Here is a 12,360-nt window from a genome sequence, read left to right as displayed (position 1 = left end):
CAGCGCGAGTGAGCGGCGGCAGCCGGCCGGGTGGGCGGGGCGCGCGTGAGCGACACCACCTGGACGGGCGCGGTGGTGGCCGGGGTCGTCGCGGGCTACGCGCTGGTCTCCCGGCGGCTGGCCGGGACGCCGGTGTCCGCCCCGATGGTCTTCACCGCGCTCGGGATCCTGATCGGTCCCGCCGCCCTCGGTCTGGTGAGCCTGCAGCACGACAAGGGGCCGCTGCTGACCCTGGTGGAGGCCGCCCTGGCGCTGGTGCTGTTCACCGACGCCACCACGGTCCGCCTCGCCGACCTGCGCAGCGGCGGCGCGCTGCCCGGGCGGCTGCTGGCCATCGGGCTGGTGACCACCATCGGAGCGGGGTGGCTGCTGGCCTGGCCACTGCTGCCGGGCCTGACCGGCTGGGAGATGGCACTGGTGGGCGCGCTGCTGGCCCCCACGGACGCCGCCCTGGGCAAGGACGCGATCTCCGACCCACGGGTCCCGGCCGTGGTGCGTCAGGGACTGAACGTGGAGAGCGGGTTGAACGACGGCATGGTGCTGCCGTTCTTCGTCCTCTTCCTCGCGGCCGTTCCGGGCACCTCCTACGCGCAGGAGAGCGCGTCCGGGGCGTTCCTGCACGCGCTGCTGCTCAGCACCGCGCTCGGTCTGGCGGTCGGCGGGATCGGCGGACAGCTGCTCCGCCTGGCGCTCGCCCGCGGCTGGATCACCCCGGAGTGGCGCCGGCTGTACGTCCTGGCCGCGGCCGCCGGGGCGTACACGCTGTGCGTGGTCACCCACGGCAGCGGGTTCATCGGTGCCTGGGTGGCGGGGTTCGCCTTCGCCGCCGTACTGCGGCGCGGCGCGTCCGCGCCGCAGGGGGCGCAGTCGCGGGCGGCGGAGACGGCGCAGGCCCGGGCGGCGGTGGAGGCGGAGCTCGAGGAGACCACCGAGCTGGCCGAGTACCTGGGCAGCCTGCTGGCCATGCTGAGCTTCCTGTTCTTCGGTGCCGTGCTGCTCGGCCCCGCGCTGGAGCACCTCGGCTGGCGGATCGTCGGGTACGCCGTGCTCAGCCTCACCGTCGTCAGGATGGTCCCGGTCGCGCTCGCCCTGGTCGGCAGCGGGTTCCGGCCGCCGACGGTGGCGTACCTCGGGTGGTTCGGGCCGCGCGGGCTGGCCTCGGTGGTGTTCAGCCTGCTGGTCGCCGAGGAACCCGTCCAGGGCGTCGAGCTGATCAGCCGGGTGGTCGCGGTCACCGTCGGTCTCAGCGTGCTGCTGCACGGGCTGTCGGCCGGCCCGCTCGCCGCCCGCTACGGCCGCTGGTACGGGCGGGCCGCCGCCGCGCGGCCACTGCGGGAGAGCGCCCGCACGGTGGTCAGGCCACCGCGCCGCCGGCTCGGCCTGCTCCACCGCGCCGACGGTTGACCCGTCCGGCAGGTGACGGCTCAGGAGGCGGCCTGCAGCTGGGCGGCGGTGATCGCGCCGTCGACCACGGTGTACACCCCGGTGAAGTGCTGCACCGAGCCGTCCGTATGGGTGGCCGTCAGGGCGACCGAGCACTGGGTCGCCCCGGTGTCCTGGGCGGTGGCGTCGTCGCGGGCGGTGGTGGAGTAGCCCTGGACGAACGAGGAGTAGCTGCTGTCCAGGTTCCGCCCGCCCAGCTGCCATGCGGTGGCGAAGTCCTGCTTGTTGATGGCGTCGTAGTAGGCGAGGACCACGGAGGAGGGCGAGGCACCGGGTGAGGCGGAGTCGCTGGGTGAGGCGGAGGCGCTGGGTGAGGCGGAGGGGGAGGGTGTGGTGGAGGGAGTGAGCAAGGCGGACGGGGAGGGTGCGGTGCTGTCGGTCGGCGAGGCCGACGTGGTCTCCGTGGCGGTGTCGGTGGCGCTCGGGGTCGCGCTCGGGGTCAGCGGCGGGGTCGCGGTGGCGTTGACCGGCGCCCCCGAGCTCGGGGGCGCCTTGGGGGTGGGTGTCCGCGTCGAGTGCCCGCCGAGCAGCAGGAAGCACGCCCCGCCGACCACCACGGCGGCGATGCCCACGGACAACCAGATCACCCGCCTGCGGCCGGGAGCAGGATCCGGAGCCGCCACCGAGCTCGCGGTCTGCGACGTGACGCCGGGCTGAGCCTGCGTCCCGGGCTGCTCCGGCACCGCGGGCGGCGGTCCGCCGACCGCCCCGGCCCGCGTGGCCTCGGCGGCGGCCGGCGCGGCCGCCTCGAGGTCCGCCGCCGGGTGCGAGGTCGGGGGCCGCGCGGGTATCGCCGGTGGGTGTCCGCCCCCGCTGCCGCTCTCCGCAGCCCCGGCGAGCGCCTCGGTGGCGAACCTGGCCAGCGAGTCCGCGAGTTGCAGGGTGAGGTCGGGCGACGCGCCGACCGGGCCGCCGGCCCCGGGCGGGCCGAGGCGGAAACCGGCGTCGTCCGGTGGCAGCAGGGCGCCGAGGGCCGCCGCCTGTTCGGGCCGGTCGCAGACGAAGACGGTCACGCCCAGCTCGGCGCGGACGAGTCCGGCCGCGCCCGGCAGCTGCGCGGCCCGGCCGGTGAGGTAGACCGCGGCCAGCCGTCCGGTCCCGAGCGCAGCCTCGTCGAGGAGGGCGGCGGTCTCGTCGGCCACCCGGCGGCGCGCGTGGTCGCGGCGGAGCGCGCCGGTGTCCTCGGCCGCCATGCCGGGGAAGGTGAGTCGGCCCAGCAGCTGGAGTCCGGCTGGCGCGTGCACGAGCACGGCGGCCTCCACCGCGTGCGTCCGGGCGTCGTAGACGGCGAGGCAGGAACCGTCGGGCAGGGCGAGCCGGGCCCGGAAGTACCTGGCCAGGGCCGTCGCGGCGGTGACGAAAACCGGGTCGGGCAGCCCGGCGGCGCGGGCCTCGCGCGCCGCCCGGGCCTGGTCGGGCTCCACCCAGGCGGCCGGGTGGACGAGCACCAGCCGGGTCACCGTCCGTCCCTCCGCAGCCGCTCGCGCCGCCGCGGCCCGCAGCGCCCGGGCGACATCGGCCACCGCACGGTCCGGCTCGGGCTGCGTCGTCTCCGAGGTCGGCGCCGGCTCCAGCCCAGGCGCCGGCTCCAGCTCCGACTCCAGCTCCAGCGGCGCGAGGCGCCCGTCCTCGGCCGTGGCGGCGCAGGGCCGCAGTGCGGTGGCGTCCACCGCGAGTTCCCACTGAGCCATGGTGCTCGTCTCCCTGCGTGGGTGTCGTGGTGGGGGTTCAGCCGCCGAAGAGCTTCAGCACGATGGCCTGCAGCGCGCCCAGCGAGGTGACCAGCGCGGTGGCGGCGACCGCCAGGCCGCCGCTCGCGGTGGTCAGCGCGGTGGCCGACTCGAGGGCGTCGACCACGAAGGTGAGGTGGCGACGGATCGCCCGGGGTCGCGGCTGCTCGCGCTCGGCCTCCTCCCCCACCCGGTCCAGCGAGGTCAGCGCCTCGTCCGCGTCCTCGTCCGGGACGGCGTCGGCGTCCTCGGCGCGCAGCCGGGCCAGGTCCTCGCGCACGGCCTGCAGGGCGGTTCGCAGGTCGGCGACGGTGACCTGCTCGGGCAGGGGCGGTGCGGGGACCTGCTGGACGGTCAGCGTGTTGTCGTCCCCGACGGCCTGGTTGCCGGTGTTGGACGATTGGATGTTGACGATTCCCTCGTTGCGGCGCCAGTCGGACGCAGCGGGGTCGGTGGGCATGGTTCTGTCCTCCGGTTCGGCGGTGGCGGGCGGGGTGGGCTCTCCGGGTGTCAGGAGAGCTTGGTCAGGCGGAGGTTGTTGGACGGTCCGACGGCCTGGTTGCCGGAGTTCGGGGAGTTGATGTTCTGGATCCCGGTGCTGATGTTCATCCCGCCGGCCACCACCAGCTGGGCGGCCTGCTCGAACTCCGAGGTGTCGTAGCCCGCGCGGCGCAGCTCGCCGAGGACGGCCGTAAAGGCCCGCTCGCGGACGCTGGTGAAGAACCTGCGCACGTCCAGTTCCTGGAAGAGCTGCTGGTAGTAGGGCTCGCCGCCGAGTTCGCGCAGGCTCACCCGGGGGCTGTGGTCCACCGGGCGGCCCAGCTCGCGCATCCGCAGGTACCAGCGGCGGCGGCTGGCGGTCCGCACGGCCGTGGCCAGGACCGCCCAGGGCTCCACCACGGCGGTGGCGACGTCCAGGGCGAAGGACCTGACGGCCCGCCAGAGCGCCCAGCCGCCGTCCTGCAGCGGCCGCGGGGGCATGATGTCGTCCACCACCCGGTAGCGTTCGGCGATCGGGGGCAGCACGAAGGCGAGTCCCTCGACCTGGAGCAGACCGCCCTGGAGGTTGGCGCGCATGAAGAGCGCGGCCACCAGCTGGCCCTCCCACAGCTCGGTGCGCACCTCCAGGTAGTGGCGGATGAGCTCGTGCGAGCCGAGGTCCAGCAGGTCGGCCCAGGCGGGGGCCAGGGTCCGCGCCCCGGTCTCCGGCTCGGAGACGCTGAGCGCGCCGTACCACTCCTCGGGGGCCTCCCGGCGGCGGCCGGCGCGGAAGGCCCGGCCGCGGATCGTGAGGCGGTGCAGCATGTCGCCCTGGTAGAGCTCGCCCTGCGACAGCTGCGCCAGCCCGGCGGCGATGCCGCGGTGCAGGGTCGGCACCTCGAGGGCCTCGGGCAGGGTCCCCCGGCCGCGGTGCTGGGCGTTGGGGCGCAGCTCGATCGGGAAGGACCAGCCCTCGCTCTCCAGCCGGATGCCGGCGCCGACGAACGGGGAGAAGTCGCTGTACAGCGTCTCGGCCTCGGCGGGACGCTCGCGCAGCCGGGCGAAGAGCGGGGCGAGGGCGGCCGGCGGGTTCGCCACGGGCGGGCCGTCGGGCTGGTGGAGGGCGGCGAGGTGCTGGTGCCGGCGGTAGCGCAGCGCGGTGCCGATGGCGATCCAGACCAGCAGGAAGGCGAGGACACCGGCCGGCGAGAGGTCCTGGCCGGAGCCGCCCGAGGGCTGGCCGAGGCCGGAGCCGAGTCCCGAGTCGCCGCTGCCCAGCGGGGAGAGGCCCTGGTCGACGGCCCGCAGCAGGGCGAACACGATCAGGGTCACGACGAGGGCCGACAGCCCGGCGGCGGCCAGGCCGCGGCGGATCAGCAGCCGCCACATTGAGCGCCCGGCCAGCCTGCCGCGGCCGAGGAACGGGCCGAAGGCCCAGGTCGTGGCGCGGACGAAGGCCACCAGGGCGAGTGCGGCGCCCACGTCGGCCGGGGCGGCCGCCAGGCCGACGACGGTGACGAGGATGATCAGGCCGCCGGCCACCGCGCCCTCGAGTCGCGCCCGGAGGCAGGCGGCGAGCACGGCGGCCATGTCGACGCCGGGGGACGCGGCCGGTACCCGGTGCTGTTCCTCCACCAACTCGCGGATGGCCGCCTGGCGGAAGGCGCGGTCGAGGTGGGCCGCGGCACACAGGTGCCGGGTGGCGTCCCCGCCGGGGAGACCCGCCTGGTGGTCCAGCAGTCCGCGTGCGCCGCCGGGCTCGGGTCTGCCCGGGATCGTGCCCGTCGAGATGCCCATGGATCCCTCCCAGAATCGTCATGTGCCGTGCACATCGCTCACCGACACGGGCCGCGAGGAGCAGGTGGCGGCGGCCGCGATGGGCACAGGACAAAGCACCCAATTCCCGCAAAGGGGATGGGCTGACCACGCCTCAGACTAGGGGGCGGCACGGTCACCGGAAGGGTTTCGGCCCATCTCCACCCGGTCCGGAACCCAAACGATGCCGAATCGTGGTACACCGCAGCATTGTTGACAGTTCGTCAGTTTCGGGAAGGACCGGTGGCCGTGGCCGGGCCCCACCGTGTGGTCGGTGTGGCGGGGTTGAGAGGATCCTGCTATGGAATTCGACGACCCCGTCAGCATGCGCCGGATCTGCGCCGAACGGCTCGGTGCGGCGGCCGGCCGGCAGTTCGCGACGCTGGCCCGGCGCGGCTTCCGGCTGGAGCCCGCGACGGGCGACACCGAACCGACCGGTCGCGATGAGGACGGCCCCGCCGTCCAGTTGCTCCAGCTCGCGGAGGACGCGGAGCTCGGCTGGGGCTGGGGCGACGCGGGGACCCTGTACTTCACGATCCCGGCGAAGGCGTTCGCGGCCGGCGACTTCGGCAGGGCCGAGGCGACCGGCCGCTGCTGCTGACCCGGCCTTCGAAGCGCCGGGCGGTGCTCGGTGCGGTGATCACCGCTCGGGTGCCCGGTCACTCGGTTACTCGGCGACGACCCGGATCTCGTGGACGGCGTTCCGGTCGCCGGTGAGCGGCTGGACGCGCCCGGCGGAGTCGGTGGCCCGGCAGCGGATGCGGTGCGGGCCCGGGGCGAGGTCGGACCGGAGTCGGAACCGCTGCCAGGCGAGGTCCGGGCCGCGCCGGTCCAGCAGGGCCGGCTGCCAGTCGGCGTCGTCCACGGCGATCTCGACGGACGTCACCTCGGTGGAACTCCAGGCGTAGCCCGCCAGTTCGCAGCTGCCGGCCGGGACGGAGCGCCCGTCGTCCGGGGTGAGCAGCTTGCTGCAGACGTCCTTCTCGCGGACCGGCCGCACCTCGTGCTCGCCGGGCAGCACGCGGGTGTAGAGCCGGGTGGTGAAGAGGTGCTCGGGACGCTCGGCGGCCAGCACGATCCGGCTCAGCCACTTGACCGAGTTGGTCCCGAACATCCGGGGCGCCACCGCCCGCAGCGGGTAGCCGTGGTCGGGGCGCAGCGGTTCGCCGTTCATGGTGTGCGCGAGGACGACCTCGGCGCGCGCCTGGTCGAGCGGCAGGTCCTTGAGGTAGGTGATGCCGCTCTCCCCCGCGAAGTCGCCCGAGTCGGCACCCTCCAGCCAGACGTGCCGGGCCGCCGGGCGCGGGCCGGCGAGCTCCAGCACGGCGGCGAGCGGGACGCCGGCCCACTCCAGGTTGGTGACGGCGCGGGTCGGCACGGTGGGGTGCAGCGGGTTGCCGAAGCACTCGTGGACGGCGCTGAAGCGGAGCTGCGGCAGGCCCTGGATGGCCTCGAAGTCCAGCCGCAGGGGCCGCTCCACCAGGCCCTCGACGGTGAGTGACCAGGTCGCGCGGTCCAGCCGCGGGTGCGGTCCGAGGTGGTTGCGGATGAAGACCTCGTCGACCGGGGTGACGAAGAGGTCGGGTGTCGCCGGATCGGTCCTGATCATTCGTCATGTCCCCCGTGTCGATGTGGCTGGTGCGCGTGATCGACAGTACAAGGACCGACTGACAGCGCCCGTCGAAAACCGATTGGCCCGGGGTGCGCGCCCCTGTTCTCATGGCGTCATGACTGCTCCGACGGGCGACTCGGGCCACGTGGCGTTGAACCGGCGGTACTGGGACGAGCGGGCGGCGGCCTGGCACGGGCCGCTGGCGCGCGAGCAGTGGGGCCGCACGGAGGTCTCGTGGGGTCTGTGGAACACCCCGGAGACGCGGCTGGGGCTGCTTCCCGACGAGGTGGCCGGACTGGACGCCGTCGAACTCGGCTGCGGGACGGCCTATGGGTGCGCCCGGCTCGCCCGGGCCGGCGCTCGTCCGGTCGGGGTCGACGTCTCGCGCGAACAGCTGGCCACCGCTCGCTCGATGCAGCGGGAGTTCGGCATCGCCTTCCCGCTGCTGCTCGCCGACGCGGAGCGGTTGCCGCTCCGGAAGGCGAGCTTCGACCTGGCGGTGAGCGAGTTCGGCGCCTCCCTGTGGTGCGATCCGTACCGGTGGATCCCGGAGGCCGCGCGGGTGCTGCGGCCGGGTGGCCGGCTGGTGTTCGTCAGGCGTTCGCCGCTGTTCGCGCTCTGCGCCCGCGACGGTGGTCCGGCCGGCCCGGCGCTGCTGCGCCCGCAGTTCGGTCTGCGGGCGCAGGGGGACGGCACGAGCCTCGAGTTCACCATCCCGCACGGCGAGTTGCTCCGGCTGCTGCGCTCGTGCGGCTTCACCGTCGAGGACCTGATCGAGATCCAGGCGCCCGAGCCCGCGCACCGCGACTACCCGGAAGTCTCCGCCGCCTGGGCGCAGCAGTGGCCGAGCGAGGAGATCTGGCAGGCCCGGCTGGGCGGCCGGGCCTGACGGTCACTCCACCAGGGACAAGGTCTCAGCTGCTGACGCCGACGGCATGGCCGAAGGTCTCCGGGACCGTGACGAAGTCGAGCATCGCCCGGGCCACGTCGGCGCGGGCGATGCTGGTCCCGATCGGACCGGCCTCGATCGCGTGCCGGTAGCGGCCCCGGCCGGCCTGGTTGGTCAGGCGTGAGGGCCGTACGGCCGTCCAGTCCAGCCCGCTCTCCCCAAGGATCCGTTCCGTCGTCTCGAGGTCCGTGTACAGCTCCCCGAGCACCGTCCAGAGCAGCGGTGTCAGGACCCGGTGCACGAAGAACGTCTGCCCGGCTCCGGAGCGGTTGAGCGTCCCCGCGCTCACCACGACGAGCCGCCGCACGCCCGCCGAGGCCATCGCCTCGGCCACCGCGCGGGCCGAGGTCGAGGCGGGCTTGAGCGGATCGTGCCGCCTCGCCTGACCCATCCCGGACAGCACCGCGTCGGCGTCCTCGAGCACCGCCCCCAGAGCGGCGGGATCGAGCGGGTTCGCCCGCACCACGTCCAGGTTCGGGTGCACGACCGTGAACCGCGCGGGATCGCGTACCGCGGCGGTGACCTGGTGACCGTCGGCCAGGGCGTGGGCGACGAGATGCCGCCCGACGCCACCCGTGGCCCCGAGAACAGTGAGCTTCATGACGACTCCCAGCAGAGTAGGTTCACCAGCACCGTGGACGCATGCCTACCTACCCCGCTGCGCGCCACGACGACCCGAGATCGGTGGACGTGTGTCGATCCCGTTCCCCCGCAGCCGCCCGGCCCCGGCGGCTGCCCTCAGGCGAAGGTGTTGGTGCTCCAGATGGCGCCGCCGATGCCCTCGCCGCCCTCCTTCTTGTAGACGACCAGGTTGCCGTCGTCCTGCAGCTTCAGGAAGGCGCCCGGCGACCAGAAGGTCCCCGAGGCCCAGAGGGCGCCGGTGCCGCCGCCACCGCCGGCGCGGTAGACGACGAGGTTGCCGTCGGACTGCACGGCCAGCCAGGCGCCGGGGTTGCCGCTGGTCCGGCTGCTCCACAGCGCGGCGCCGTCGCTCTTGCGGTAGAGGACCAGGTTGCCGTCCTGCTGCATCTCCAGGACGGTGGAGCGGGCCTCGGTCCACTGGGTGGACCAGACCGGGGTGTTGGAGGGCAGGGTCGGCGCGACCTTGGGGGTGCCCGCGCCCCAGAGGGCGCCGCCCACCGCGGTGCCGCCGTCCTTCTTGTAGACGACCAGGTTGCCGTCGTCCTGGAGCTGCAGGTAGGCGCCGTTGTTGAAGTAGGTGCCGCTGGCCCACAGGGCGCCGGTGCCGGTGGTGGCGTTGCCGTCGGCGGCGTAGACGACGAAGTTGCCGTCGGGCTGCATCAGCGCGAAGGCGCCGGGGTGCCCGCCGGTGTTGCTGCTCCACAGCACGCCGGCGGGGATGCCGCGGTGCGTGAGGGTCAGGTTGCCGTCGCCCTGCATGGTGAGCTGGAGGTCCTTGCCGGTGACGCTCTGGCCGGGGGCGAGCTTGGTGCCCGGGGCCAGGATCGGACCGCCCTGGGAGGTGGCGGACTGCACCCAGCCCGCCAGGTCGTCCACCCGGCTGGCGAGCGCGGAGCTGCGGGTCTCGGTCTCGCCGAGGCAGCCGCCCTGCCAGGAGCGGGAGGCGAGGGCGGCCAGTTCGACCCGGCCGTCCTTCTCGCGCAGGACGGGGCCGCCGGCGTCGCCCTTGCACACCGCGCCGCCGGCAGCGGTGGGCGTGACGGTGAGGGCGGTGGCGTCGGCGGCGGTGACCGAGGTGGTGCCGGTGTGCGGCCGCTCGGGGACCCATTCGTCCTTGGTGCGGCCCCAGCCGGCCACCCGGAGCGTGTCACCGGCGGTGGCGGGGGTGGTGGCCAGGGCGGCGGGGGCGGTGCCGAGGACGGGGTGGGAGAGCTTGGCCAGCACCAGGTCACGGTCCTGACGGGGGACCAGCTGCACGATGTCGGCGCCGTTGCCCGCGACGGTGGCGGTGGTGCGCTCCTTGGGCGCACCGGCCGCCGGGGTGCCGCCCTGGTTCGGGTCGTCGGTGAAGCAGCCGGCAGCGGTCAGCACCCACGAGGGGTCGACGAGCACGCCCGAGCACGAACGCTTGCCGCCGCCCACGTCGAGTTTCGCGGTGAAGGCGTACGCGTCGGCGGCGACCTGGTCGCCGGTGACGGCCCCGGCCGGGGCGGCGGTCAGGGTGCCGGTGGCGACGGCGGCGCCGGCCAGCGCGGTCAGCCACGCGGTGCGGGTGCGGTGAGTGGGCACGGGTGGAGCTCCTCTGGAATACGGGGTGGTGAGGTGGGTCGGCGGCCGGTCAGCCGGTGACGCGGAGTTCGACCAGGACGGTCGGTGCTGCGCCGACGCCTTCGCCGACGCCCTTGAGCTGGTCCTTGGCGACGTCGACCACCTGGGTCTTGCCCTCGGCGGTGAGCTTGGCCTGGACGGCGCGCTCCTGGGTCTGCAGCGCGAAGACCTCGGGCACCTCGAGGGCGAGGTAGCCGCTCTTGCCGACCACCTGGAAGCAGAGCTTCCCGTCGGCGTCGGTCCGGGTCAGGACCTGGATGTTCTCCTTGCCGGTGCAGTCCTTCAGCAGGATGTGACCGTCCCCCCGCTTCAGCGCGATGCCCTTCTCCTTGGCGATCCGGGCGGCGCCGGGGTACTCGAAGTCCTCCACCACGGAGGGCGGTTGGGCGGTGTCGGCGGCCTGGACGGCCCGGGCGGCCGGCTTGGCCGCAGCGCCCGTCCCGCTGTCGGCGGCCGCCATCGCCACCGTGCCCGCCACCAGCACGACGGAGCCCGCCGCACCGGCCGCCAGCAGCCCACGCACACGAAGTGTCACCAGATCATCCTTCGGGGTCCGGTGACCGGACGTCGGCCAGTACCGACGCCCCGTCACTAAAGATTGGGTAAAGAACATACCATGAGCCCGGAATGTCAATTCCCGTGATGCGAATCACAGGTCGACCGACATCAATTCCGTGAATTCGCCGTCGATGGATGGTGATAGCTTGTCGAGCGGCCATGGGGGCCCATCGGAGAAGAAACCATCCGGCCCCGGCAATGCATCCGTGCGCATTTCAGCGCCTGCTGCCGGGGCGCCCTTTCCCATGGCTTTTTCCACCGACCCGATCCCGGTTCTCCGCCGCGTGCCGGCATGCGCTCCCGTCCAGCCGACTCCTCGTCGTGCCGACGGCGCTGCCGCCGCGACGTCCGGGTGCCGCCGGGTCACCGCCAACGGGTAAGAGAGGTCCGCCTGGTGCGTAGCGGAGCAAGGGGAGCGACGAGGACGAGCAGGGCCGGGCGCCGCGCCGGCCGTGCGGTGGGGGCCGGTCTGCTGCCGCTGACCCTGCTGCCCGGGCTGCTGGGCGCGGCCGCCCCGGCAGCCGCGGCCGGAGCAGGCGAGCGGACGGCTGCCGGTCCGGTCCCGGCAACCGACCGCGGCCGGGTCGTCGAGCTGTGGATCTCCGGTGGTCCCGGCGTCAAGGCCGCGGCCGAGGCGGCCCTGGTCGGCACCGACCAGGACGTCACCCGCTTCCTGCAGAGCGAGCGGGCGATCGCCGAGCTCAGTGACGACCGGGTCAGCACGGTCCAGATGTTCGGGCTCGGCGGCCGTGGCGTGCGGGAGGCGGCGCAGCACGCGCTCGCCGGCTCCCCCGCGGAGCTGCACGCCTTCCTGGCCGACGGCTGGCAGGCGCCGCTGGAACAGGACCAGCGGGTCCGGGCCACCCAGATCGTCAGCGCCGGCGGCCGCGGGGTGCAGTCGGCCGGCAAGGCCGCGCTCAACGGCAGCATCGAGGACGTCCGGGCCTTCCTCGCCACCGGCCAGTACACGGCCCGGGACAACGACGACCGGGTCCAGCTGATCCAGCTGATGAGCGGCGGCGGGCCGGCGGTGCAGGCCGCGGCCAAGGTGGCGATCGCCGGCTCGATCGACGACGTCCGGGAGTTCCTGCGGGTGGGCCGCTACGTGGCCCAGGCCCGGGACCAGGAGCAGGCGAGCGTCGACCAGTTGGCCCAGCAGGCCAGGGACGCCGGCGCGCAGGCCGTCCGGGAGACGGAGGCCGCCAAGGAGGCCTCGCAGCGCGCGGTCGACGCGGCCGCGCTGGCCAGGCAGGCGGCCGTCCAGGCGGCGACCGAGACCGCGGCGGCGAAGGACGATTCGGCCCGGGCGGCGACCGCGGCGGGCCGGGCCGCCGACGCCACCGCCCGGGCCGCCGACGCGGGGCAGACCGCGATCGGTGCCGCCCAGGCGGCCGACTCCTCGGCCCGGGTGGCCGCCAGTGCGGCGGCGCAGGCAGCTTCGGCAGCGGCCGGGGCGGCGAACGCCGCCTCCGTCGCGCGCACCTCGGCCGCCGCCGCAGCCTCCCGCCAGGGCGAGGCGGCCG

The 12,360-nt window shown here is 74.6% G+C and carries 12 protein-coding genes; 4 read left to right on the top strand and 8 right to left on the bottom strand.

Annotation, left to right across the window (positions count from 1 at the left end):
* The first annotated feature begins 45 nt into the window (after positions 1 to 45).
* Positions 46 to 1,404, top strand: a complete 1,359-nt coding sequence (locus ACQRUO_RS25580; protein WP_428318404.1) for a cation:proton antiporter — start codon at positions 46 to 48, stop codon at positions 1,402 to 1,404.
* 20 nt (positions 1,405 to 1,424) lie between these two features.
* Here the strand turns inward: ACQRUO_RS25580 and ACQRUO_RS25575 are convergent, their stop codons facing one another.
* From ACQRUO_RS25575 to ACQRUO_RS25565, 3 genes are read right to left on the bottom strand one after another with little or no spacing between them, the layout of a single operon-like run.
* Positions 1,425 to 3,134: a hypothetical protein gene (locus tag ACQRUO_RS25575; protein ID WP_428318403.1), complete on the bottom strand. Its 1,710-nt coding sequence runs from the start codon at positions 3,132 to 3,134 to the stop codon at positions 1,425 to 1,427.
* Positions 3,135 to 3,171: 37 nt separating this feature from the next.
* Positions 3,172 to 3,633, bottom strand: a complete 462-nt coding sequence (locus ACQRUO_RS25570) for a hypothetical protein (RefSeq protein ID WP_428318402.1) — start codon at positions 3,631 to 3,633, stop codon at positions 3,172 to 3,174.
* 50 nt (positions 3,634 to 3,683) lie between these two features.
* On the bottom strand, positions 3,684 to 5,450 hold the full coding sequence (locus tag ACQRUO_RS25565) for a hypothetical protein (RefSeq protein WP_428318401.1): 1,767 nt from the start codon (positions 5,448 to 5,450) through the stop codon (positions 3,684 to 3,686).
* Positions 5,451 to 5,769: 319 nt separating this feature from the next.
* On the opposite strand from ACQRUO_RS25565, the gene ACQRUO_RS25560 reads away from it, so the two are divergent.
* On the top strand, positions 5,770 to 6,069 hold the full coding sequence (locus tag ACQRUO_RS25560; protein ID WP_428318400.1) for a DUF1963 domain-containing protein: 300 nt from the start codon (positions 5,770 to 5,772) through the stop codon (positions 6,067 to 6,069).
* Between the two features lie 66 nt (positions 6,070 to 6,135).
* Here the strand turns inward: ACQRUO_RS25560 and ACQRUO_RS25555 are convergent, their stop codons facing one another.
* Complete coding sequence (locus tag ACQRUO_RS25555) at positions 6,136 to 7,077, bottom strand: molybdopterin-dependent oxidoreductase (protein ID WP_428318399.1); 942 nt, start codon at positions 7,075 to 7,077, stop codon at positions 6,136 to 6,138.
* 118 nt (positions 7,078 to 7,195) lie between these two features.
* Between ACQRUO_RS25555 and ACQRUO_RS25550 the strand changes: the two genes are divergently transcribed.
* Positions 7,196 to 7,969, top strand: a complete 774-nt coding sequence (locus tag ACQRUO_RS25550; RefSeq protein ID WP_428318398.1) for a class I SAM-dependent methyltransferase — start codon at positions 7,196 to 7,198, stop codon at positions 7,967 to 7,969.
* Positions 7,970 to 7,994: 25 nt separating this feature from the next.
* On the opposite strand, the gene ACQRUO_RS25545 is transcribed toward ACQRUO_RS25550, so the two are convergent.
* The 4 genes from ACQRUO_RS25545 to ACQRUO_RS25530 all read right to left on the bottom strand — a co-directional run bounded on the left by ACQRUO_RS25545 (position 7,995) and on the right by ACQRUO_RS25530 (position 11,096).
* A complete protein-coding gene (locus tag ACQRUO_RS25545; protein WP_428318397.1) occupies positions 7,995 to 8,630 on the bottom strand; it encodes an NAD(P)-dependent oxidoreductase in 636 nt (211 codons plus the stop codon).
* A 137-nt stretch (positions 8,631 to 8,767) separates the two neighbouring features.
* Positions 8,768 to 10,240, bottom strand: a complete 1,473-nt coding sequence (locus ACQRUO_RS25540; RefSeq protein WP_428318396.1) for a trypsin-like serine protease — start codon at positions 10,238 to 10,240, stop codon at positions 8,768 to 8,770.
* Positions 10,241 to 10,289: 49 nt separating this feature from the next.
* The gene (locus ACQRUO_RS25535; protein WP_428318395.1) at positions 10,290 to 10,814 is read right to left on the bottom strand and encodes a hypothetical protein; all 525 of its coding nucleotides are present in this window, start codon (positions 10,812 to 10,814) and stop codon (positions 10,290 to 10,292) included.
* Between the two features lie 114 nt (positions 10,815 to 10,928).
* Entirely contained in the window at positions 10,929 to 11,096 is a 168-nt protein-coding gene (locus ACQRUO_RS25530) for a hypothetical protein (protein ID WP_428318394.1), read from the bottom strand.
* A 198-nt stretch (positions 11,097 to 11,294) separates the two neighbouring features.
* Here ACQRUO_RS25530 and ACQRUO_RS25525 point away from each other — a divergent pair.
* On the top strand, positions 11,295 to 12,360 hold a 1,066-nt coding region (locus ACQRUO_RS25525; RefSeq protein ID WP_428318393.1), incomplete at its 3' end, for an ALF repeat-containing protein.

It is taken from the genome of Kitasatospora sp. LaBMicrA B282, assembly GCF_050325825.1.
Lineage (GTDB): Bacteria > Actinomycetota > Actinomycetes > Streptomycetales > Streptomycetaceae > Kitasatospora.
The sequence above is the reverse complement of the archived record's forward strand: the minus strand, read 5'-3'. Positions and strand labels throughout refer to the sequence as shown.